Genomic DNA, 22,347 nt, shown 5'->3' on the forward strand with positions numbered 1-22,347 from the left:
CCCACAGCCCTCCACGATGGTGAGAAAAATCTCCAATACACTGCCGACGTCTACAACGATTCGACTCGTTGCGCCTCGCTGCTTTTTGCGGGGGCTTCAGGCTCATACCTGATTTGGAAAAGACTGGAGTGCATGGCCAGTGCCATGGACGACGAAGCAGCGGCAAAAATGACCGTCAGCCGTCCGCCAGCGCCCGCGTAGGCCCGAAGGGCCGCCTAATGGACAATCTGGGTTGAAAGCTCAAGCGTCAATCGATCCACTGCACCCAGCCCGTGGTGGCCGTGAGCAGCACGAGCAGGCCGAAGGCGATGCGGTAGTAGGCAAAAGGGATGAAGTCGTGCGTGCTGATGTAGCGCAGCAGCCAGCGCACGCACAGCCAGGCGCTCACGAACGAAAACACCAGCCCGGTCAGAAAAAGCGGCATGTCGGCCGGCGACAGCAGCGCGCGTTCTTTGTAGAGGCTGTATGCGCCTGCGCCGATCAGCGTGGGAATGGCAAGGAAGAAGGAAAAGTCCGTCGCCGCCTGGCGCGACAGCCCGAGCAGCATGCCGCCGATGATGGTCGCGCCGCTGCGGCTCGTGCCCGGCACCATGGCGAGGCACTGCACGAGGCCGACCTTGAGCGCGTCTAACGGCGTGAGTTCCTCCACGCTCGCGATGCGCGTCGCGCGCGGGGCGCGGCGCTCGGCCCAGAGGATGATGAAGCCGCCCACGATGAAGGTGCTCGCCACGACCAGCGGCGTGAACAGATGCTCCTTGATCGCCTTGCCCGCCAAAAGCCCCAGCACTACCGCGGGCAGGAACGCGATCAGCACATTGAGCGCGAGCCGCTGCGCGCTGCGCTCGCGCGGCAACCCCACGAGCGTGGCGCGGATCTTGGGCCAATAAACCAGGATCACGGCAAAAATCGCCCCGGTCTGGATCGCGATGTCGAACACCTTGGCCTTGGCATCGTCAAAGTGCAGCAGCGCGCCCGCAAGGATCAGGTGGCCGGTGGAGGAAATGGGCAAAAACTCGGTCAAACCTTCGACCACGCCCATGACGGCGGCCTTGAGCAGCAAAACGATGTCCATGGAGGCTCCGGGGAAAGGGGCTGTGAGAGCAAATGGCCGCGATTATCCTGCGTGCGGGCTGCCGGCTTGGCCTGGCGGGGCGGCGTGAGGCCGCAGGCGGCGCGCCGGACCTGACGTTGACAAGGGCTCCGTTGCAGCAGGCGGTGCGCATGAATTTCGATGCGAGAATGGCTGCCCGTTGGTTCGGGCGCCTAAACCGGCGCCGTGAATCACGAATTGTTACCCTTGAAACCAGCTATTTCGCGGAAGATGTCCGAATGCCCAACTTTTTCCTTGTTTGCCGAACGCTCGGTTTGTGATGTTGTCTCAAGAGAAAAATAAAAAGAGCGCGTCGATCGTTGAATCGCGCCCCGAGCAGTGGCTGGAGCGGATTTTCTTTGGTGCGCTCTTGTATCTGCCACTGATTGCGATCGGCCTGGTTTCGCTGATGGCGTTCGCAGTGTGGTCACCCGAATATCCGCAGGTTGCAGGCAAGGCGCTGCGCTTTCGGGCGTTGGAACAAACGACCGCTGAGTGGACGCCGCAGCAGGCCTTGCAAGCGCTGTCAAACCAGGCCGAGCGCGCGCGCTTGGACACCAGGCTTTCCGAGGCACCTTTCTGGCTGCTGTTTCAGCCCCTCGCCTCGAATGACCAGGAGCGCCAGTTGGTCGAGTTTGCTTCGCGCCACCTGATGGAAATCGCGTGTTGGGATACGCGCAGCTTGGCATCTGTGGGGCAAGCCGATCGTGAAAAGACGAGCGGACGCCTGGACGCTATGAAAGCGGGGTTTGTCCTTGATCTGGGATACCCGTTGGAGCCAGGTAACATTCTTTGCCGGGCTAGTTTCATCGGCCCAGCCCGTCTGACAGTGCTGCAGTGGCCCGAGAGCCAATTGCAACTCTCTGCGTGGGAGTTTCAGCGCAATTCCGGCCTGCTCGAGGGCGGCCTGCTCATGCTCGCGCTGTTCATGCTTTTCATTGCAGTGGCCATACGTAATAAAACATATCTGCTGTTTTCGGTGTGGTTGTTTGTCAATTTGCGTATGGCGGCTTTGTCGGCGGGGTGGGATGATCAGTGGTTTGGCAGGCTCGTGCCTTTGGAGTGGCTGACGCAAATACGGGCTGTGACACTTGCATTGTTTTATGCACTCACCTATGCGCTATTCATATCCCTTTTCGGAGATGGGTTGAAAAAGGTGGGTTTCCGAAAATTGCTTCTTTTGGCGAAATGGAGTTGTTTTCCCTTACTTCTGCTATCGATATACCTGCCCTACCAATCTTTCTTGCCCTTGATTTGGTGGACTACGATTGTAGGAAGTGCAATTCTCATTTTCTTCTTGTGGCACATCGTCCTGCGAGAGCGCTCGCCCGCCGTTGCGTGGTACAGCGCTTCGACTTTCATTACATTGTTTGCCAGTTTGTATGAGGTGGTAGCCGCTGCTTGGGGCTACCAAAGCCTGATTGGTACCGTCAACAGCGTCACTGCTGCGCTTTCTTCGAGTTTGTTGGCATCGCTCGCTGTTGCCATGCAGGCGCGGCAGGAGCACGAGCAAAGGCTGACCGCGCAGGCCGAGTTGCAGCACACCTACGAGGCCATACCCATCGGCTTGTTCACGCTGGACCTGGAAGGGCATTTCCTGAGCGCCAATCCGGCCTTGCTGGCCATGCTCGGTCCGGCAGTGCTCGCACCGGGCAGCAATCGCTGGGACCAGTATTTCAGCAAGGACGCCTGGCTGCGCCTGCGCCATATGGTGGGGGTGCAGCATGCGGCCGACCTCGAAGAAGAGGGGCGCGCCAGTGCGCGCGTCACCGCAGCCCACCGCTTTCTCGTCAAGGCCACGCTTGCCGGGGACCGCATCGAGGGCTCGCTGCAGGACGTGACGGAAAAATCGCGTGCGCTCGCACACCTGGAGTTCCTGGCCCTGCATGACCCGCTGACCCGGGCGCTCAACCGCGTGGGCATAGAGCGTGCCATCGAGGCGGCGCTGGGCGCCGATGGGCCTGCCTGGGCCACGGCGCTGGCCTATCTGAACCTCGATCGCTTTCGGCTCGTGAACAATATTTTCGGCCACCGGGCGGGGGATGATGTTTTGCGCCAGGTCAGTGAGCGCGTGGCAAGTCTGCTGCCAGATACGGCCAAACTGGGCCGCATCGGCGGTGATGAATTCATCGTGCTCCTGCCCGGGATGAAGATCGCGCAGGCCACGGCCTTGTGCCAGACCATCGTCAACGCGCTGGCCAGTCGGCCCTATCGCGTGGGGGAGCAGGCTTTCCATGTATATGGGTCGGTGGGGCTCATAGAGCTCGCACGCGGCAGCGCCCTCAAAGAAGTGCTTTCCATCGTGGACCGTGCATGCCGTGATGCCAAGTCCGAAGGCGGCCGCCGCTTGGTGGTGTATGCGAAGGACTCACCGATCTTTGCGGAACTGGAAGCCACTGGCAAATTGGTGGGGCAGCTTTCGCAGTCGAACCAGGAAGCAGCGCTGCAGGGTTTGTACCTGGAGATGCAGCCCATCATGTCGCTGACCGCGCCGCGCCAGTCCTTGAACTTCGAGGTGTTGCTGCGTATGCGGGATGCACAAGGGGCGATCGTGCCGACCGGCAGGCTGATCGGCGCGGCCGAAAGCTGTGGCCGCATGGGGGTGATAGATCGCTGGGTGCTTGCGAGTGCGCTGGAGTGGCTGGAAACGCACGCGGCAACGCTGGAGCGCACGCTGTTTGTGTGCGTCAATCTCAACGGCACTTCGCTCAATGACAACCGGTTCGTGCAGGATGCGTTCGCGCTGCTGGAGCGCCATCCGGATGCGGCGCGGCGCCTGTGTCTGGAGATCACCGAAAGCGTGGCCCTGCACGATCTGGGCAACACGCGGCAGTTCATAGACCGCGTGCGCGGCTTGGGCGCCAAGGTCGCGCTCGACGATTTTGGGGCCGGCTACACCTCGTTTTCCTACCTCAAGGACTTGCCTGCGGACATCATCAAGATAGACGGCAGCTTCGTGGTTGACATGGTGCAGCATCCGGCCAACATTGCCATCGTCGAGGCCATGGTGAACCTGGCGCACAACCTGGGCATGAAGCTGATCGCCGAATGGGCCGAGGATTGCGATACCGTGCAGGCGCTGGTGGAGATTGGCGTGGACTATGTGCAGGGCTTTGCGATCTCGCGCGCCCGGCCACCCGAGCAGATCCTGGCGGCGCGCTCTGCGGCGGAGTTCATTGCAGATGAATCAGTAGCCCGGTACGTTCAGCTTCTCGATGGAACGGCCGAGCTTCCAATGACTGCACCGCCTAGCTCGTCAAAGCGCTTGCACTAGCCCGCAGGTGTGGGAAGGGCATCGCGGGTATGCCGTCCAAGCTGCCGAAGCCGCTGTCTTGCGGCATGGGCTGCACTTGCACATCTGGATGGTTCGTGTAGCAAATGAAGGGCAGCAATGGATGCCGGGCCGCTTGCCACAGTGTGTGGGCGGTGTGCACGTTCAGGCACATCACGCGGTGCGGCAGATTATTCACATGACGCATCGGGATGTAGCCCCTTTCTGGGTAAACGTCCTCGAAAAGCAGGCGTTCGTACTGTCGATCCACGGGGGCGCGCGCGGTGATGACCATCCAATCGACGCCCGTACCCAGGCAATACTGGAAAAACGCCTTGAACAGCACCGTGGTCACAAGGCGGCCCACTTTGTCATTGGTCACACCCAGCCGGGTTGCTTCTGCCAGCGTCTGGTGGCGCAGCCAGTCAGGTAGTTCCAAGGATTGCTCGAGCGTCAGCGGCTTGAAACGATTGGTTTGCACGCGCATGGTGCCCAGCGGCGAGCCGTCGAGGTGCGATTCCGCGAGCAGGATGGCCACGCCGTCCTCATAGTCCGCAGACTCGGGCAAGCCCAGGGTCTTGGCGAACTCCGGCAGGTGGCGGGCGTAGGCCGCCTGGCGGATGTGCACGGCTTTCATGAGGTCTTCGATGCTGGAGACCAGTCGGACGCTGAAAGGCAGGCGTTCCACGGGCAGGTCTGCCGCATCAAAAGAAGTGGCGCCATGCGCCGTTGCGGCGTTTGAAAACTGCGAATGTGGTGTCGCAAGCTGGGGATGAGCGGCGTGCATGAAAACCCTCCAGAGGTGTTGCGCCTGACGGCACGATGGTTTTCTGGACTGTAGGCAGCAGGGTAGGGATCAAAGCCGGAATAAGCGTCCTTTTGGGGCGCCATTTCCGGCGATCGTTTGCTGCATTTACCGGTAGTGACGCAGCTGGGGGTGTGCTGCGCTATCGTTGCGCACCGTCCGCGCTGGGCCTCCCTCAGCCCAATACCACAGGAGATTTTGGATGCGTATCTTTTCCCTTTTTATGGCTGCATCAGGCCTTGGCTTGCTCGCAGGTTGCGCCGCGCCGTTGGATCAAGGCAATGCGGCCTTCCCCAGCCCCGGCCCGCGCGGCGGGGTTTGCCATGCGGGGCCGGCACAGGCCGTGATCGGCAAGCAGGGCACGGCTTCGGTGGTGGAGCAGGCGCGCGTGCTTTCGGGCGCGGCCATGGCGCGGGTGCTGCGCCAGGGGCAGGCGGTAACGCTGGAGTTCAATGCCGAGCGGCTGAATCTGACCGTCGATGCCCAGGGGCGTATCACGGCCGTGCGCTGCGGTTGAGGGGCCGCGCGGCCAGGGTCCGGGGAGCAGTCCGCGCGCAGCGCAGCAAGAGCAGCGCGCTGGCGGCTGTATGTATCGGCTGTATGTATCTTTACGTGGCCGCCTCGCCGCTCGCCTTGCCTTCATCCTCTGGCGCGCCTGCGGCATCGTCCTCGGTGGGCGCGGTGTGCGCTGCACCGGACATGGGCACGGCAGGCCCATCGGCAAGGGCATTGGCGGGCGCATCTTGCAGGGCCTGGCGCACGGCGGCCTTGTCGCCTGCGTTGGCAAACTTGCTGTATTTGCCGAGCACGTGCACGAGCTGGCCGTAGATGCGCGGCGTGCCCGCGAGGCATTCTTTTTGTTCGAGGAAGTCGGCCTCGCCCGTGAAGTTGCCCACCAGCCCGCCCGCTTCGGTCACGAGCAGCGATCCCGCAGCCACGTCCCAGATGCTCAGGCTCGTCTCGAAAAAACCGTCGGCGAAGCCCGCGGCCACGTAGGCCAGGTCGAGCGCCGCGGCGCCGGGGCGGCGCAGGCCCGCGGTGCGCGGCATCAGCTCGGCCATCATCTGCAGATAGGCCTTGAAGTCGTCGCCGGGGCGGAACGGAAAGCCCGTGGAAATCAGGCAGTCCTTGAGCTGGGTGCGCTTGCTCACGCGGATGCGGCGCTCGTTGAGGTAGGCGCCGCGGCCTTTGGTGGCGGTGAACAGGTCGTTGCGCGTGGGGTCGTAGATTACGGCGTGCTCGACCTTGCCCTGCACCATGAGCGCGATGCTCACGCAATACACCGGAAAGCCGTGGATGAAGTTGGTCGTGCCGTCCAGCGGGTCTATGACCCAGACATGCTCGGAATGCTTGGCGCCGTGCTGGCGGCCCGATTCTTCGGCCAAGATGCCGTGGCCGGGGTAGGCCGCGAGCAAGGTGTCGATGATGGCCTGCTCGGCCGCCTGATCCACCTCGGTGACGAAGTCGTTGATCTGTTTTTGCGACACGCGCACCGCTTCCACGTCCAGCGCCGCGCGGTTGATGAGGGCGCCGGCGGCGCGGGCGGCCTTGATGGCCACGTTGAGCATGGGGTGCAGGTTGGACGACATGGTGTGCGGGGAAAGGGGCAAAGAGGCGCAGGAAGGCGCAAAAGAGGCGCGCGGGGCGGCGCTGGCGCTGCGGCGACAATCGGGGCGCGGATTTTATCAACCGCGCACCGGCGCGGCGCCATTTGCCTTCTGGACTTACGCAAACAAGGATGCAGCGAGGTGTTTTGCCATGGGGCGAACGCCTTGCTGAACCTCGATTTGCGTAAGCCGTGGCCTTTTGCGCCTTGTCTCCAGATTGGGCTGGTCCCCGTTTTCTCCACCATGCAAACCCGCTTCATCCTGATTCAACCGAGCCACGCCGGCAACGTGGGCGCCGTTGCGCGCGCCATGAAGGTCATGGGCTTCGACGACCTCGTGCTCGTCGCGCCGCGCTGGAGCAACGTGCTGCGGCGCGAAGAGGCCCTCCAGCGCGCGAGCGGCGCGCTCGACGTGCTGCGCCAGGCGCGCATTGTGGCCACGCTCGACGAGGCGCTCGTCGGCATGGAGCACCTGTGCGCCACGGCGATGACGCCGCGCGACTTCGGCCCGCCCACACGCACGCCGCGCGCGCATTTCGAAATGCTCCTCCAAAAAGAGCTGCCAGCGCACAGCCATCAAGCACAAGAGGCCGATTTTGCCTTGAATGTGGTGCGCCCGCAAAGCGTGGCCTTTCTGTTCGGCCCGGAGCGCTACGGCATGGCCAACGAGGACGTTTATCGCTGCCACGTGGCGCTGGCTATCCCCGCGAACCCCGATTTCGGCTCGCTCAACCTCGCGGCGGCGGTGCAGGTGATCGCTTACGAGTGGCGCCTCGCGCTCGGCGGCTTCGCGCCGGCGGTGTCCCCCACGTCGGTTCAGGAGCCCACGCTCGCCGACGCCGCGCAGGTCGCGGGCATGCTCGCGCATTGGGAGCAGGCGCTCACGGCGCTCGGCTTTCTCGACCCCGCGGCGCCGAAAAAGCTCATGCCGCGCTTGCAACAGCTTTTCAACCGCGCGCAACTGCGCCGCGAAGAAATCCACATCCTGCGCGGTGTTGCCAAGGCCATGATCGAGGCCGCGCAGGCAAAACGCTAGCAGCCTGTCGGACTTTGGGCGTCGATAGCGAGAATGGGCCCCAGCGAGGCCAGTTTTTGCCGGATTCGCCGCCCCATAGCGGGACTATGGGGCAAGAAGACGGTAAAAAATGGGCCGCTGCGGCGCATTCGCAGCCGACGATTCCAAAGTCCGACAGGCTGCTAGACTGCCAGCCGTTGCAAGCCGCGACCCCACCCACCAGACCATGTTTTCCCGCCTGCGCTCCGACATCCAGTGCATCCTCGAACGCGACCCGGCCGCGCGCACGGCCTGGGAGGTGCTGACCTGTTATCCGGGCCTGCACGCGCTGGTGCTGCACCGCTGGGCGCATGCGTGCTGGCAGCATGGCTTCAAGTGGTTGGGTCGTTTCATCTCGCACCTTTCGCGTTTTTTGACGGGCATCGAAATCCACCCGGGCGCGAAGATCGGCGCGCGCGTGTTCTTCGACCACGGCATGGGCATCGTGATCGGCGAGACGGCCGAGGTCGGCGACGGCTGCACCATCTACCACGGGGTGACGCTGGGCGGCACCTCGCTCTACAAGGGCGCCAAGCGCCACCCCACGCTGGGCCGCGACGTGGTCGTCGGCGCGGGTGCGAAGGTGCTGGGCGGCTTCATGGTGGGTGACGGCGCCAAGATCGGCAGCAACGCCGTGGTCACCAAGCCCGTGCCCGCGGGCGCCACCGCCGTGGGCAACCCCGCGCGCATCATCATCGCCGAGGCCGACGCGCGGCGCGAAGCGGCGGCCTCGCGCATGGGATTTTCGGCCTACGGCATCACGCAAAACGACGACCCGCTCTCGCTCGCGCTGCGCGGCCTGATCGACAACGCCGCCACGCAGGAGCACCAAATTGCCCTGCTGTGGCAGGCCGTCGAAAAGCTCTCGCAAAATGTGCACGCCGCCGAATGCGTGCCACGCGACGCCGCGCGCGAAGAGCACTTCGAGGCCGACAAGCTCAACGCCCTGATCGGCAAGTGAGCGCAGCGAGCCCCGCCCATACCGACGCGCGGCGGTGGTTTGCCAGGACGCTATGTTTAGAGGAGCTATAAGCGCCCATTGATAGGGCGCTATAGCCGTTTTTGGCTTGAAATTCCAGCCCGCCGCGTCAAGGCTTTATCGCCACCTTGAGCACGCCGTCGCGCTGGTGCGCAAACAGGTCATAGGCCGCCACGATGTCGTCGAGCCGGTAGTGGTGCGTGACCAGCACGCCCAAGTCCACGCGCTGCGCAGCAATGACGTTCATCAAGCGGCGCATGCGCTCCTTGCCGCCGGGGCACAGCGCGGTGTTGATCTTGTGGTCGCCCAGGCCCGCGGCGAAGGCCGACAGCGGGATGTGCAGGTCGGTCGAATACACGCCCAGGCTCGACAGCGTGCCGCCCGGTTTGATGCAGCGCAGCGCCGACTCGAAGGTGCCCTGCGTGCCCAGCGCCTCGATGGCCGAATCGGCGCCGCGGCCGCCAGTGAGCTTCATGACCTCATCGACCACGTCGCAGTTCTTGAAGTTCAGCGTCACGTCCGCGCCCAATTTCTGCGACACGCCGAGGCGGTGCTCGTTGCCATCGACGGCGATGATGGTGCTCGCGCCCAGCAGGCGCGCGCCCGCCGTCGCGCACAGCCCGATCGGCCCCTGCGCAAAAATGACCACCGTGTCGCCGATGCGGATGTTGGCGTTCTCGGCGCCCTTGAAGCCCGTGGACATGATGTCGGGGCACATCAGCACCTGCTCGTCGCTCAAGCCGTCGGGGATGGGCGCTAGGTTGGCCTGCGCGTCCGGCACCAGCACGTACTCGGCCTGCGTGCCGTCGATCAGGTTGCCAAAACGCCAGCCCGCCGTGGCCTTGTAGCCATGGCAGCCGCACAGCCCCTGCGGAATCAGGTAGCTGCCGTCCTGTGAAGGCGCGCCGTCCTGCGCCGCGTAGGAGTTGAAGTTGGGGCAGATGGCGCCCGCGATGACGCGCTGGCCCTCTTGGTAGCCGGTCACGGCGCTGCCGAGTTTTTCGATCACGCCCACGGGCTCGTGGCCCACCGTCAGGCCCTTGGCGACCGGGTATTCACCCTTGAGGATATGTACGTCGGTGCCGCAGATCGTGGTCGTGGTGATGCGCACGAGCGCATCGTTGGGGCCCACGTCGGGAATCGGTTTTTCAGTGAGTTCGATACGGCCGGGTTCGACGAATACGGCGGCTTTCATCTTGCGCATGGTGGCTCTCCTTCGATGGCAGGGGCCGGAGCGCGCCCATCGCGCCCATTGCACCCCCTTCAGGTGGGTATAACTCCATTCAAAGGCAGGAGGAAGTCTGCGCAGCGCTTCGTTTGATCGACGTCAAGCCCGCTGCGCCGACTTGGGCCGGAAAGCCTTGCACACGGCTTCGTGCGTCTCGAGGTAGGGGCCGCCGATCAGGTCTATGCAGTAGGGCACGGCGGCGAAGATGCCGGGCACGAGCACCTTGCCGTCAGCGTCCTTGAGGCCTGCGAGCGTCTCGGCAATCGCCTTGGGCTGGCCCGGCAGGTTGATGATGAGCGAGCGTTCGCGCACCACCGCCACCTGGCGCGAGAGGATCGCCGTGGGCACGAACTTCAGGCTGATCTGGCGCATCTGCTCGCCAAAGCCCGGCAGCTCCTTGTGCGCCACGGCCAGCGTGGCTTCGGGCGTCACGTCGCGCGGCGCGGGGCCGGTGCCGCCCGTGGTCAGCACCAGGCTGCAGCCTGCGGCGACGAGTTCGATCAAGGTCGCGCTGATGCGCTCTTGCTCGTCGGGAATCAGGCGTGGCTCGAAGGTGATGGGGTTTTGCAGCGCGCGCGCGAGCCAGTCCTGCAGCGCGGGCAGGCCCTGGTCGGCGTACACCCCGCTGCTTGCGCGGTCGCTGATCGAAACGATGCCGATCTTGACCGGATCCAAAGTGCGTTGCGGGGCAGGGGGGCTGGGGTTGGAGTCACTCATGTTCGGGCTCGGAAGCGAAGGAGTTTGGCAAAGCGTCGCGCGCGGCGAGCTGCGCGCGCAGCAGTTGAAAGAGCTCGCGGTAGGCGCGGCCCTTGCGCGGTGCGAGGCCTTGCGATACGGCAACCTGGCCGGCCGGCGGCGCGTCCTTGCGTGCCTGGCGGATCAGCGCGCGCAACTGCTGTGTGTCGGTGGCAGGGTGCGCAGCCATCCACGCGGGCAGGGCCGCGTCGTCGGCGAGCAGGCGCTCGCGCCATTGTTCGGCGGCGTGCAGCAGCTGGTTTTCGGCCGCCGAGCCGTTGTGCTGCTCATCGAGCGCGGCGCGCATCGCATCGATCGTCGCCGCGTCGAGCTGGCGCATGAGTTTGCCCACGTACTGCATCTGGCGGCGCCGGCCCTCGAAGTTCGTGATGCGCTGAGCCTCGGCGAGCGCGTCGCGCAGCGCATCGGGCAGCGGCAAGCGTGCAAACAGGTCGGCGCGCAGGCCGAGCAAGTCTTCGCCCAGCGCCTGCAGTGCCGCGCTCTCGCGCTTGCGGTCGGTGCGGCTTGCGCCCTGCGTGCCTTTGCGCTCGGCCTGCAGTTGCACATCGAGCTCGCTGCCTGCGGCGACGAACTGGCCTTTGACGTAATAGCCTCTGGTGGGTTTGCGTGACATGGGGGTTGGAATCACGGCTTACGCACGTCGGGGGCATCCTTGGGTGCGTAAGTCCTCGGAATGGAAAAGAAAAGCGCCGCAGCTGGCATGACAAAGGCAGCCCGCGGCGTCGGCAAGTATCATAGCCGCCGCTATGAAAACACCTTCAAGCCGGGCCTCGCGCCCCACTCGTTCCTTGCGTAACGCATCGCCTTCCGACGCCGCTACGGCAAACAGCCCCGAGGCGGGCTTCAGCTACAGCCGCGCGTTTTTCGAAGACCTGGTCGAGCAGGCCCTCGCGCAAGCCCAAAAGCTCGGCGCCACGGCGGCTGCGGCCGAGGCTTCGGAGGGCTGTGGCATGTCGGTCAGCGTGCGCAAGGGCGCGCTCGAAAACGTCGAGCGCAACCGCGACAAGTCGCTCGCGGTCACCGTGTATGTGGGCCAGCGGCGCGGCAACGCGAGCACCTCGGACTTCTCCGCCGCGGCCATTGCGCGCACCGTGCAGGGGGCCTACGACATTGCGCGTTTTACCGCTGAAGACCCGCACGCGGGCCTGCCCGACGCGCAAGACATCGCTGCGCCCGACACGCACCGCGACCTCGACCTGTTTCACCCCTGGCCCATAGACAGCGCCGAGGCCGCGCGCATCGCGCTCGCCTGCGAAGCCGCGGCGCTGGAGACCAGCCCGCGCATCACCAACAGCGAAGGCGCGAGCGTGTCGGCGCAGCAAAGCCACTTTTTCAGCGCGCACAGCAACGGCTTTTGCGGCGGCTACCCGAGTTCACGCCACAGCATCGCGGTCGCGCCCATCGCGGCGCTGCCCGGCAAGCACGCCGAAATGCAGCGCGACGCCTGGTACAGCTCCATGCGCGACCCGCGCGAGCTCGCCGATCCGCGCGCCGTGGGGCGCTACGCGGCCGAGCGCGCCTTGAGCCGCCTGGGCAGCCGCAAGATCGCCACCACCGAGTGCCCGGTGCTGTTTGAAGCCCCGCTCGCGGCGGGCTTGCTCGGCAGCTTCGTGCAGGCCGTGAGCGGCGCCGCGCTGTACCGGCGCAGCAGCTTTTTGCTCGACTCGCTGGGCAAGCAGGTGTTCCCGCGCCATATCCTGATCGACGAAGACCCGTTCGTGCTGCGCGGCAAGGGCAGCGTGCCTTTCGATGACGAGGGCGTGCGCGTGGCGCCGCGCCAGGTCGTCGAGGACGGGCGCGTGCAGGGCTACTTTCTCAGCAGCTATTCGGCACGCAAGCTCGGCATGAAAACCACGGGCAACGCGGGCGGCTCGCACAACCTGACGCTGCGCTCGCGCCTCACGCAGCCCGGCGACGACCTCGTCACCATGCTGCAAAAACTCGGCACCGGCCTGTTCGTGATCGAGCTCATGGGCCAGGGCGTGAACTCAGTCACGGGCGACTATTCGCGCGGCGCGAGCGGTTTTTGGGTCGAAAACGGCCAGATCGCCTACCCGGTGCAAGAGATCACCATCGCCGGCAACCTCAAAGAAATGTTCAAGGACATCGTCGCCGTAGGCGCCGACGCCTACAACCTCGGCGCCAAGACCGTGGGCTCACTGCTGATCCGCCGCATGAAGGTGGCGGGCAGTTGAGAACAGGTTTTGACGGGGCAATTCAGCCGGCCAGCGCGGCCTTGACCGCGGCCGAAACCTGGCCCATGTCGGCCTTGCCCGCAAGGCGCGCCTTGGCTGCGCCCATGAGCTTGCCCATGTCGGCGGGGCCCGGCTTGCGGCACAGTTCGGTGCCGACTTCGGCCACGACGGCCTGCACCGCGGCCTGCACCTCTTCAGCCGAGAGGCGCGCGGGCAAATAAGCCTGCAGCACTTCGACTTCAGCTTTTTCTTTGTCCGCCAAGTCCTGGCGACCCGCTTGCTCGAAGGCGGTGATGCTGTCCTTGCGCTGCTTGATCATTTTGTCCACGACGGCGACCACGGCGGCATCGTCGAGCGTGATGCGCTCATCGACCTCTTTTTGCTTCATCGCGGCAAGCAGCAGGCGGATTGCGCCCAGGCGTGCACTGTCTTTGGCGCGCATCGCGGCCTTCATGTCTTCGGTGATCTGGTCTTTGAGGGACACGGCGTTCTCCTGGCAGGAAAAAGAAAAAGCGAAAAAACGAAACCCGCGCCTGGCGTCCCAAAGCGCGGGTTTGCAAGCGGGCAAGGCCGCAGTGTCGGTCGATCAGCGCCTCTGAGAGCCGATCGAGACAGCCGATCAATACAGCTTTTTGGGCAGCTGCATGCTGCGCACGCGCTTGTAGTGGCGCTTGACGGCAGCCGCCTTTTTGCGCTTGCGCTCGGCGGTGGGCTTTTCGTAGAACTCGCGCGCGCGCAGGTCGGTCAACAGGCCCAGCTTTTCGATGGTGCGCTTGAAGCGGCGCAGTGCGACCTCGAAAGGTTCATTCTCTTTTACACGGATAGTGGTCATTAGCTAATGGTTTCCAATGGATGCCCGCAGAGGGCGTGCAGGAAGATCGGGCCTGCACACCATGCGCGGCGGTTTTGCCCCGTCTCGAACTAGTATTGGCCGACAGGGCTTTGCCAGCAAAGGGCTCGGATTATAACGGCTGGAAATACCGCATGCGTCTTTCGTCAGTGCACTTTGTGCTACGCCTGCGCACGCCGCGCCTGCCAGACTTCGGGCACGAATCCCACGCTGATGTGCATGGCGCCGCCCTGCTGCCACTCGAGCACAGGGCGTTTGATGACGCTCGGGTGTGCCAGCATCAGCTCGCGCGCGCCCGCCGCGTCGTGCACGGCCGCTTGGGCTGCGGGCTCGAGCTTGCGCCAGGTCGTTCCTTGGCGGTTGAGCAATTTCTCCCAGCCCACCGCGTGCAGCCAGGCGTCCAGGCGCTCGGGTGGGACGCCCTGCTTCTTGAAGTCATGAAATTCGTACGTCAAGCCGTGCTCGTCGAGCCAAGCGCGTGCTTTTTTGACGCTGGTGCAGGCGGGAATGCCGTAAATGGTGATATGCGTATCGTGCGGTTTTTGCATGCCCGGCATCATGCGCCAAGCGGGGCTGGGCGACAATCCCCAGGTATGCAAACCCCCATTCACACGCTCGAAGGGTGGCTACGTCATTGCGAGCAGTTGCACCCCAAAACCATAGAACTGGGCCTGGAGCGCGTGCGTGCCGTGGCGCAGCGGCTGGACTTGCGCTTCGACTGCCCAGTGATCACCGTCGCGGGCACCAACGGCAAGGGCTCGACCTGCGCGCTGCTCGAAGCCATCGCCCTGCAGGCCGGCTACCGCACGGGCGTCTATACCTCGCCGCACCTCGTGCATTTCGAGGAGCGCTGCCGCGTGCACGGCGAGGCCGTGAAGCCATCTTATTTGATAGCGCACTTCGAAGCTGTGGAGCGCGCCAGAGTGCAAAACGGTGAGGAGGTTCCTCTCACGTATTTCGAGTTCACCACGCTTTCCATCCTGCGCCTGCTGAGCCAGTCGCTGCTCGACGTGGCGATTCTCGAAGTCGGTTTGGGCGGGCGGCTCGATGCGACCAACATCGTCGACGCCGACTGCGCCATCATCACGAGCATAGACCTGGACCACACCGAATACCTTGGCCCCGACCGCGAAAGCATAGGGCGCGAAAAAGCCGGCATCATGCGCACGGGCCGCCCCGCGGTGCTCAGCGACCCCATGCCGCCGCAAAGCGTGCTCGACCATGCGCGCGAAATCGGCGCCGATCTGTGGCTTTTCGGGCGCGACTTCAATTTTTCCGGCGACAAGCTGCAATGGAGCTGGGCCGGGCGCGGGCGTCGCTACACGGGGCTTGCGTACCCAGCCCTGCGCGGTGCAAACCAGTTGGTCAATGCTGCGGGCGTGCTGGCTGCGTGGACGGCGCTGCGCGAGCGCCTGCCCGTGACGGCGCAGGCCATACGCAACGGCCTGGCACTGGTGGAGCTGCCCGGGCGCTTCCAGGTCGTGCCGGGGCAGCCCGCGCTGGTGCTCGACGTGGCGCACAACCCGCATTCGGTGGCGGCGCTGGCGGCGAATCTGGATGCGATGGGTTTCTTCCCGCGCACGCATGCGGTCTTCGGCGCCATGGCCGACAAAGACTTGCCGGCCATGCTCGCCAAGGTGGCGCCGCTGATCGATCGCTGGTACTTCACTGACTTGCCCACGCCGCGCGCCGCTTCGGCGGCGGCCTTGCAGCAGCAATGGCAGGCCTGGCAGGGCGCAGCAGGGCATCCAGCCGTGCCCAGCAGCGTGCACCCCGATCCTTTGCAGGCCTTGCAGGCGGCGGCTGCCGCGGCAGACCCCGTTGATAGAATCGTCGTCTTTGGTTCCTTTTACACGGTGGGCGGGGTCTTGGCGCATGGCGTGCCGCGGCTGCATGCGAGCCACGCCGACAGCGCGAATGCGGACTGAGAGGCTGAGAGTATTTCGGCCGCGGCCGAATAACTCCCAGCCTCTGAGCCCGTTTGACCCACGCCCACGGTTCACCTCCATGGCATTTTTCAAGATTCGCTGGCCCGGCCAGAACGCGCAGGCGGACAAGTCCGCGCAGCGCTCGCGCGCTGGTGCGGCCGAGAGCGTCGAGGCCATGCGCCGACGGGCGCGCCACCGCCTCATTGGCGCGGCCGTGCTGGTGTTGCTGGGGGTGATCGGTTTTCCGCTGCTTTTCGACACCCAGCCGCGCCCCGTGGCTGCGGACATCCCGATCGAGATTCCCGACCGCAACAAAGCGGCTCCGCTCGTCGTGCCCGCGCCCGCGCCCGCGTCGCCGCAAACGCCGCTCGCCGGCGCATCGCAGCCGTCAGCCTTCCCCAAGGATGCTGCGCCCGATAAAGCCGGCGCTGCTTCTGCTGTATCGGCAGCGGCAGGTTTGGGTCGCGGCGAAGAGCTCGTGGATGCACCGGTTGCCGGGCCGGCGGAAAAATCCGCGGCCCCGCTGCCGCCATCGGTCCAGCCGCAGGTGGACGGGCGCACCGAAGGGCCTCCCGCGCCCACCAAGAAAGCGGAGTCCAAGCCCGCCCCTGTGCACGAAACCAAGCCTGCCGCTGCCGCGGCGCCACAGCGCAAGTCCGCACCCGACGAAGCAGCGCGCGTGCGCGCCCTGCTTGAAGGCGGTGCCGCTTCGTCTGTGGCCAAGACTTCCGCGGCGGCCGGGCCCACCGATGCGGCCCGCTTCATCGTGCAGGTCGGCGCGTTTGCCGACGCTGACAAGGCGCGCGAGGTGCGTGCCAAACTCGAGCGCGCCGGGCTCAAAACATACACGCAGGTGCTGGACACCAAAGACGGCAAGCGCACGCGCGTGCGCGTCGGGCCGTTTGCGAGCAGGGCCGAGGCCGACAAGGCGGCCGCACGCATCCACGGCCTCGGCCTGTCGGCGTCGGTGCTGGGGCTGTAAGTTTGTTGTGGGCGTGCAAAGGGTTGCATGATGGCGGCACTCGACTGGCTTTGCTTGGCGGTACTGCTTGTGTCCATGCTGCTGGGCGCCACGCGCGGACTGGTGTTCGAAGCGCTGTCGGTGCTGGGCTGGGTGCTGGCGTTCTGGCTGGCCCAGCGCTTTGCCGCCGACGCTGCGCTCCTCCTGCCTTTTGCCGAAAGCGAAAGCAGCGTGCGCCATGCCGTGGGTTTCGTGTTGGTGCTGATCGTGGCGGTGTTTGCAGGTGGCTTCGTGGCTTGGGGCATGCAAAAGCTGGTGCATGCGACGGGCTTGCGCCCGGCGGATCGCACACTCGGAGCCGCCTTTGGCGCGTTGCGGGGGGTGGTGTTGCTGCTGATCGTGGCAGTGCTGGCCGCCTGGACGCCCGTGCACCAGGCGCATTGGTGGCGGGCCTCGTACAGCGCGCCTTTGCTCAGCAGCATGTTGAGCCAAGTCAAACCTGTTTTGCCGCGAGACTGGGGGCGGCATCTGCCGCCGTGATGGGTTCTTTGGGAAGCACCAGAAACATTTTGCGGCCCTGCCCGCGAAGGGATGGAACTGAACTATGTGTGGAATCGTGGGCGTGGTCAGCACCGAGCCCGTCAATCAGCTGATCTATGACGCTTTGCTGTTGCTGCAGCACCGTGGCCAGGATGCCGCGGGCATCGCAACCCAGCAGGGGCGCAAGTTTTACATGCACAAGGCCAAGGGCATGGTGCGCGACGTGTTTCGCACGCGCAACATGCGCGCGCTGCCCGGCAACGTGGGTTTGGGGCAGGTGCGTTATCCCACCGCGGGCAATGCCTTCAGTGAAGAAGAGGCCCAGCCGTTTTACGTCAACGCGCCTTTCGGCATCGTGCTGGTGCACAACGGCAACCTGACGAACGCGCGCGCCTTGCGCACCGAGCTTTTCCAGACCGACCACAGGCACATCAACACCGAGAGCGACTCCGAGGTGCTGCTCAACGTGCTGGCGCACGAGCTCGAACGCGCCACGCACGGCGCGCCGCTCACGCCCGAAGAACTATTCACGGCAGTGCGTGCGGTGCACCGGCGTGTGCGCGGCTCTTATGCAGTGATTGCGATGATCGCCGGACATGGCATGCTGGCCTTTCGGGACCCGCATGGCATCCGCCCGCTGGCCATGGGGCGCGGCCAGGACGGCACCGTGATGGTGGGCAGCGAATCGGTGGCGCTCGAAGGCACCTCGCATGTGTTCGAGCGCAACATCGAGCCCGGTGAAGCCGTGTTCATCACCCTCGACGGACAGGTGCTGGTGCGCCAATGCGCCGATGCGCCGCGGCTCAACCCCTGCATTTTCGAGTTCGTCTATCTCGCGCGGCCCGACTCGGTGCTCGATGGCATCTCGGTCTATCAGGCGCGCCTGAACCTGGGCGAGGCGCTGGCCAAGCGTGTGGTGTCCACCGTGCCGCCCAATGAAATCGATGTGATCATCCCCATTCCCGAATCGAGCCGTCCGAGCGCGACGCAGCTCGCGCACTTGCTCGGCATTCCCTACCGCGAGGGTTTCGTCAAAAACCGCTACGTGGGCCGCACTTTCATCATGCCGGGGCAAAGCGTGCGCAAGAAGTCCGTGCGCCAGAAGCTCAATGCCATCGCGAGCGAATTCAAGGGGCGCAACGTGCTGCTCGTCGATGATTCCATCGTGCGCGGTACCACCTCCAAAGAGATCGTGCAGATGGCGCGCGAGGCCGGCGCACGCAAGGTTTACATGGCGAGCGCGGCGCCGCCCGTGCGCTATCCGAACGTCTATGGCATAGACATGCCCACGGCGAACGAGCTGGTCGCGCATGGCCGCAGCGTCGAAGAAGTGCGCCAGATCATTGGCTGCGACGCGCTCATCTACCAGGACGTGGACGGCATGAAAAAAGCCATAGGCTCGCTGAACCCGGCGATACAGGAGTTCGACGCATCCTGTTTTGACGGCGTGTACGTGACTGGCGACGTCACCCCTGAAACCATTGCCTGCCTGAACGAAGGCCGCGTCGAGACGGAGGAGGGCGGCGCAGACAGCTCGCGCCTGGCGCTGCCCAACGCGCAGGAAGCCTGACTCGCAGAAAGCCTGACCTCCATCGCCTCCTCGTGGCCCCGAAACCCTTTGCAATGACCGAACGAAATTCCCCTCCTTCTGCGCAAGTGCGCACCCGTTTCGCCCCGTCACCCACGGGCTTCATCCATTTGGGCAACATCCGCTCGGCACTCTACCCGTGGGCGTTCGCGCGCTCGCAAGGCGGGGTGTTCATCCTGCGCATTGAGGACACCGATCTGGAGCGCTCCACGCAGGCCGCCGTGGACGTGATCCTCGAGAGCATGCACTGGCTCGGCATGGAGCCCGACGAGGGGCCTTACTACCAAATGCAGCGCATGCCGCGCTACAAGGAAGTGCTCGCGCAGCTGCAGGCCGCAGGCCATGTGTACCCTTGCTACATGAGCGTGGCCGAGCTCGACGCCCTGCGCGAAAAGCAGCTCGCGGCCAAGCAAAAACCGCGCTACGACGGCACCTGGCGCCCCGAGCCGGGCAAAGTGCTGCCGCCCATACCACCTAGCGTGCAGCCCGTGCTGCGCTTCAAAAATCCGCAAGGGGGCGTGGTCGCCTGGGACGACAAGGTCAAGGGGCGCATCGAGATCCGCAATGAAGAGCTCGACGACCTCGTGGTCGCGCGCCCCGACGGCACGCCCACCTACAACTTCTGCGTCGTGGTCGACGACATCGACATGCGCATCACGCACGTGATTCGCGGCGACGACCACGTGAACAATACGCCACGGCAGATCAACATCTTCCGCGCGCTGGGGCACGAACCGCCGATCTACGCGCACCTGCCCACCGTGCTCAATGAGCGCGGCGAGAAAATGAGCAAGCGCAACGGCGCCAAGCCCGTGACCGAATACCGCGAAGAGGGCTACCTGCCCGACGCCATCATCAATTACCTCGCGCGCCTGGGCTGGAGCCACGGTGACGACGAAATTTTCACGCGCGAGCAATTTTTGCAGTGGTTTGACCTGGATCACTTGAGCCGCAGCGCCGCGCAGTTCGACGAGGCCAAGCTGCGCTGGGTCAATGCCCAGCACCTCAAGGCGATGGCCGACGAGGCGTTGGCAGAGCTCGTCGCAGCCCAGCTCGCTCAGCGTGGCATCGCGCCCGCCGATCTGGCCGACGGCCGCTTGCCGCGCATCTGCGCGCTCTTCAAGGACCGCTGCGACACGACCGTGGCGCTCGCCGATTGGGCCTCCAGGTTTTACGCCGACGTCACCCCCGCGGAGAGCGACCGCACCCAGCATGTGACCGAAGCCATCTTGCCCGCGCTCGAAGATTTGGCGCAGACCTTGGCCGCTTGCGAGTGGAACAAAGAGGCGATCGGCGCTGCCTTCAAACAGGTGCTTGCGCGCCATGGTCTCAAAATGCCCCAGCTGGCCATGCCGGTGCGCGTGCTGACCATGGGCACGCCCCACACGCCCTCGGTCGATGCCGTGCTCGAACTGCTGGGGCGCGAAAAAGTTCTCGCACGATTGAAAAATCGCTGAATATGGGCCTATAATGCGAGGCTCTGATGACGACGACAAGCACACGATGCTTTCAGTTGCCAAGGGGGTATAGCTCAGCTGGGAGAGCGCTTGCATGGCATGCAAGAGGTCAGCGGTTCGATCCCGCTTACCTCCACCAAGTCAGAAACAGCTCGGCTGGGCTGTCAAAGGTTTTTCGGTTCCTCAGGTTTGACCCTATCGTCTAGAGGCCTAGGACATCACCCTTTCACGGTGAGTACCGGGGTTCGAATCCCCGTAGGGTCGCCAAGTTTGCAGCACTTGGCTCGTTTCGCAAGAAACGAAGCAAACGCTGTACCGACGCGGAGTGGTAGTTCAGTTGGTTAGAATACCGGCCTGTCACGCCGGGGGTCGCGGGTTCGAGTCCCGTCCACTCCGCCATAAATGAAAACCATTGCAAGTCTATGATTTGCAATGGTCTTTTCATTTTCTGATACGAGGTGCTTTCCGCTCACGACCTAGGCCGCATCAAGGCGCTTTCGTCGCCGCCGCCGACCTGCACGCCCGAACGTGTCGCTCAAATCCGGATCAAGAAGGCGAAGATGAGCCAATCGGTCTTTGCAGGCTTCCTCAATGTGACTACGTCGACGGTGCAAAAGTGGGAGTCCCCTGCGTCCGGAAAACATCCCGGCGGTGCCGCGGCTAAGCTGCTGCAGATCGTCGAGAAAAAGGCATTGATGCACTCGCAGTCTGAACCATGGCCTTTGTCGGCGTTTGATGCGTCCGTGCTTTATCCCTGTTCATGAGGCCGCCTTTGGGCGGCTTCGTCATTTCGCAAGTATCGTGAAGTTGATGTTTGGCATTGGGCCGCTACAGGCTGAATGGAGTCACTCGCGGGTGGTGGTCGGAGTGGCTGCGGCGACTATTGCCGGACACTTAACCGGAAGGTGATAGCTTTGCTGAGCGCAGGTAATCCGGCCAGCGTCATCGCCCAGATCAGGGGCGTTCCGAGCGTCCGTGATCTACGGTCGCTGGAGCACGCGCTCGGGGCGGCGACGTTGACCGGCCGCTGGAAGAATGTTGATCTCGCGGTCGCTGACCCCATCCGGTATCTGCCCGCTCCGCGACTGTATCGTTCCCCCTGACGCGGACGACGGGTTCGTCCGCCTCCCGGAGCGCGGCCCGCACCGATAAATTCAGACCGCGAGCATTTCTTGGCTAGAAGCGCTCGCCCGCTGGCAGATAGCGCCATTGTCCCGGCGGTAGGCCCGCCATGGCGATGCGACCGATGCGGATGCGTCGCAGCATGCAGAGTTCGAGGCCGACCTGGGCGCACATCCACGCAATCCATTCCGGCCCAATGTCTTTCACGGCGAAGCGCAGGCGCGTCTCGCTCTGCCAACTCACGCGCGCCGGCGGCAGCGGCCGCCCGTCCCGCAGCAGGCCTTGGCCGAGGCGCGCTAGACCGTCGGCGGCCATCGTGCCTTTCACTTCGGCGATGAGTTCCTGCTCGACGAACGCCGCGTCTTCGGTAAGCTTGCGCACCACGCGCAAGTCTTGGCTGAAGACGCACAGGCCGCTCGCCTGCGTCGGCAGCGGCAACAGGGCCTTGAGCCCGATCCGATGGGCCTTGCTGCGGCGGACGCCCGTGGTGTCCCCGCGCCAGTGCGCAGCTTCTTCCAGCAGGTCCAACGCCGCGCCAGCTTCCATGCCCGCAGGCTTGTGCAGCAGGAAGGTAGCAGACACGACGGGCTGCAGGCGCGCTTGCGGATCGATGTCGACCTGCTGGTCAGCGCTGACGCGCACCTGCGGCGCTTCGACACACTGCCCGTCCACGCGCACCCAGCCTTCGGCGATGTACCGCTCCGCCTCGCGGCGTGAACACGGCACCCGGGCGGCGACGACCTTAGACAGACGCTGTGCGCCTCCAGGTGCGGGGGGGAGCGCGCCTATGCTATTCACCCGGCAACTAAGTTTTGCTCTGCGGCATAGCTCACCCGCGGGTCCTCGAAGTAAGAACGCACCCGCTCAGGGTTATCGTGCAGCATCTGCATGTGTGTCTCGGTGGCCTGCCTGAGCTT

The 22,347-nt window shown here is 64.6% G+C and carries 23 protein-coding genes and 3 tRNA genes; 16 read left to right on the plus strand and 10 right to left on the minus strand.

Going from position 1 to position 22,347, the window contains the following annotated elements; genetic code table 11:
• Positions 1-201 (plus strand): hypothetical protein (locus FK527_RS17380; RefSeq protein ID WP_222116171.1); only part of this gene is annotated, 201 nt, incomplete at its 5' end.
• 46 nt (positions 202-247) lie between these two features.
• On the opposite strand, the gene FK527_RS16110 is transcribed toward FK527_RS17380, so the two are convergent.
• Positions 248-1,072, minus strand: a complete 825-nt coding sequence (locus tag FK527_RS16110; protein WP_144735566.1) for an undecaprenyl-diphosphate phosphatase — start codon at positions 1,070-1,072, stop codon at positions 248-250.
• Positions 1,073-1,104: 32 nt separating this feature from the next.
• Between FK527_RS16110 and FK527_RS16115 the strand changes: the two genes are divergently transcribed.
• Together FK527_RS16115 and FK527_RS16120 are read left to right on the plus strand one after the other, a co-directional pair.
• Positions 1,105-1,371: a hypothetical protein gene (locus FK527_RS16115; RefSeq protein WP_144735568.1), complete on the plus strand. Its 267-nt coding sequence runs from the start codon at positions 1,105-1,107 to the stop codon at positions 1,369-1,371.
• Positions 1,371-4,364 carry an EAL domain-containing protein gene (locus FK527_RS16120; RefSeq protein WP_144735570.1) on the plus strand — a complete coding sequence of 998 codons (2,994 nt, stop codon included), beginning with the start codon at positions 1,371-1,373 and terminating at the stop codon, positions 4,362-4,364. Before FK527_RS16115 ends, FK527_RS16120 begins: the two co-directional genes overlap by 1 nt.
• On the opposite strand, the gene FK527_RS16125 is transcribed toward FK527_RS16120, so the two are convergent.
• Positions 4,339-5,148, minus strand: a complete 810-nt coding sequence (locus FK527_RS16125; protein ID WP_144735572.1) for an N-acyl amino acid synthase FeeM domain-containing protein — start codon at positions 5,146-5,148, stop codon at positions 4,339-4,341. The genes FK527_RS16120 and FK527_RS16125 overlap by 26 nt on opposite strands.
• A 220-nt stretch (positions 5,149-5,368) precedes the next feature.
• Between FK527_RS16125 and FK527_RS16130 the strand changes: the two genes are divergently transcribed.
• On the plus strand, positions 5,369-5,683 hold the full coding sequence (locus tag FK527_RS16130) for an I78 family peptidase inhibitor (RefSeq protein ID WP_144735574.1): 315 nt from the start codon (positions 5,369-5,371) through the stop codon (positions 5,681-5,683).
• A 91-nt stretch (positions 5,684-5,774) separates the two neighbouring features.
• Here FK527_RS16130 and FK527_RS16135 read toward each other — a convergent pair whose 3' ends face one another.
• Positions 5,775-6,755, minus strand: a complete 981-nt coding sequence (locus tag FK527_RS16135) for an inositol monophosphatase family protein (protein WP_144735576.1) — start codon at positions 6,753-6,755, stop codon at positions 5,775-5,777.
• A 261-nt stretch (positions 6,756-7,016) separates the two neighbouring features.
• Here FK527_RS16135 and FK527_RS16140 point away from each other — a divergent pair, with 261 nt between their 5' ends.
• Together FK527_RS16140 and cysE are read left to right on the plus strand one after the other, a co-directional pair.
• Complete coding sequence (locus FK527_RS16140; protein WP_144735578.1) at positions 7,017-7,808, plus strand: RNA methyltransferase; 792 nt, start codon at positions 7,017-7,019, stop codon at positions 7,806-7,808.
• 205 nt (positions 7,809-8,013) lie between these two features.
• Complete coding sequence (gene cysE / locus FK527_RS16145) at positions 8,014-8,787, plus strand: serine O-acetyltransferase (protein WP_144735580.1); 774 nt, start codon at positions 8,014-8,016, stop codon at positions 8,785-8,787.
• Positions 8,788-8,914: 127 nt separating this feature from the next.
• On the opposite strand, the gene FK527_RS16150 is transcribed toward cysE, so the two are convergent.
• The 3 genes from FK527_RS16150 to yjgA all read right to left on the minus strand — a co-directional run bounded on the left by FK527_RS16150 (position 8,915) and on the right by yjgA (position 11,402).
• The gene (locus FK527_RS16150) at positions 8,915-10,009 is read right to left on the minus strand and encodes an NAD(P)-dependent alcohol dehydrogenase (protein WP_144735582.1); all 1,095 of its coding nucleotides are present in this window, start codon (positions 10,007-10,009) and stop codon (positions 8,915-8,917) included.
• Positions 10,010-10,132: 123 nt separating this feature from the next.
• Positions 10,133-10,750, minus strand: a complete 618-nt coding sequence (gene mog, locus FK527_RS16155) for a molybdopterin adenylyltransferase (protein ID WP_144735584.1) — start codon at positions 10,748-10,750, stop codon at positions 10,133-10,135.
• Entirely contained in the window at positions 10,743-11,402 is a 660-nt protein-coding gene (gene yjgA / locus FK527_RS16160; protein WP_144735586.1) for a ribosome biogenesis factor YjgA, read from the minus strand. Before yjgA ends, mog begins: the two co-directional genes overlap by 8 nt.
• Before the next feature lie 133 nt (positions 11,403-11,535).
• Here yjgA and pmbA point away from each other — a divergent pair, with 133 nt between their 5' ends.
• Positions 11,536-12,984: a metalloprotease PmbA gene (gene pmbA, locus FK527_RS16165; protein ID WP_144735588.1), complete on the plus strand. Its 1,449-nt coding sequence runs from the start codon at positions 11,536-11,538 to the stop codon at positions 12,982-12,984.
• Between the two features lie 22 nt (positions 12,985-13,006).
• Here the strand turns inward: pmbA and FK527_RS16170 are convergent, their stop codons facing one another.
• From FK527_RS16170 to FK527_RS16180, 3 genes are all read right to left on the minus strand, one after another.
• Entirely contained in the window at positions 13,007-13,468 is a 462-nt protein-coding gene (locus FK527_RS16170) for a GatB/YqeY domain-containing protein (protein WP_144735590.1), read from the minus strand.
• Positions 13,469-13,603: 135 nt separating this feature from the next.
• Positions 13,604-13,816 (minus strand): 30S ribosomal protein S21, encoded by a 213-nt coding sequence (gene rpsU, locus FK527_RS16175; RefSeq protein WP_091813978.1) that lies wholly within the window; start codon positions 13,814-13,816, stop codon positions 13,604-13,606.
• 179 nt (positions 13,817-13,995) lie between these two features.
• On the minus strand, positions 13,996-14,391 hold the full coding sequence (locus FK527_RS16180; RefSeq protein ID WP_425460459.1) for an arsenate reductase: 396 nt from the start codon (positions 14,389-14,391) through the stop codon (positions 13,996-13,998).
• A gap of 36 nt (positions 14,392-14,427) precedes the next feature.
• On the opposite strand from FK527_RS16180, the gene folC reads away from it, so the two are divergent.
• From folC to FK527_RS16225, 9 genes are all read left to right on the plus strand, one after another.
• Positions 14,428-15,762 carry a bifunctional tetrahydrofolate synthase/dihydrofolate synthase gene (folC, locus tag FK527_RS16185; protein WP_144735592.1) on the plus strand — a complete coding sequence of 445 codons (1,335 nt, stop codon included), beginning with the start codon at positions 14,428-14,430 and terminating at the stop codon, positions 15,760-15,762.
• Positions 15,763-15,841: 79 nt separating this feature from the next.
• Entirely contained in the window at positions 15,842-16,744 is a 903-nt protein-coding gene (locus tag FK527_RS16190; RefSeq protein ID WP_144735594.1) for an SPOR domain-containing protein, read from the plus strand.
• 30 nt (positions 16,745-16,774) lie between these two features.
• On the plus strand, positions 16,775-17,263 hold the full coding sequence (locus FK527_RS16195) for a CvpA family protein (protein ID WP_144735602.1): 489 nt from the start codon (positions 16,775-16,777) through the stop codon (positions 17,261-17,263).
• A gap of 64 nt (positions 17,264-17,327) precedes the next feature.
• Positions 17,328-18,833, plus strand: coding sequence for an amidophosphoribosyltransferase (gene purF / locus FK527_RS16200; RefSeq protein ID WP_144735596.1), 1,506 nt, complete (start codon positions 17,328-17,330; stop codon positions 18,831-18,833).
• Between the two features lie 53 nt (positions 18,834-18,886).
• A complete protein-coding gene (gene gltX / locus FK527_RS16205; RefSeq protein WP_144735598.1) occupies positions 18,887-20,308 on the plus strand; it encodes a glutamate--tRNA ligase in 1,422 nt (473 codons plus the stop codon).
• A gap of 63 nt (positions 20,309-20,371) precedes the next feature.
• Positions 20,372-20,447 (plus strand) — tRNA-Ala (locus FK527_RS16210).
• 52 nt (positions 20,448-20,499) lie between these two features.
• A tRNA-Glu gene (locus FK527_RS16215) sits at positions 20,500-20,575 on the plus strand.
• Positions 20,576-20,630: 55 nt separating this feature from the next.
• Positions 20,631-20,707: transfer RNA gene (locus tag FK527_RS16220), tRNA-Asp, on the plus strand.
• A gap of 59 nt (positions 20,708-20,766) precedes the next feature.
• Positions 20,767-21,072: a helix-turn-helix domain-containing protein gene (locus FK527_RS16225; RefSeq protein WP_186298462.1), complete on the plus strand. Its 306-nt coding sequence runs from the start codon at positions 20,767-20,769 to the stop codon at positions 21,070-21,072.
• Positions 21,073-21,484: 412 nt separating this feature from the next.
• Here the strand turns inward: FK527_RS16225 and FK527_RS16235 are convergent, their stop codons facing one another.
• Positions 21,485-22,228 carry an RNA pseudouridine synthase gene (locus FK527_RS16235; protein WP_342778975.1) on the minus strand — a complete coding sequence of 248 codons (744 nt, stop codon included), beginning with the start codon at positions 22,226-22,228 and terminating at the stop codon, positions 21,485-21,487.
• Between the last annotated feature and the right edge of the window lie 119 nt (positions 22,229-22,347).

It is taken from the genome of Extensimonas perlucida (assembly GCF_007655255.1).
GTDB lineage: Bacteria > Pseudomonadota > Gammaproteobacteria > Burkholderiales > Burkholderiaceae_C > Extensimonas > Extensimonas perlucida.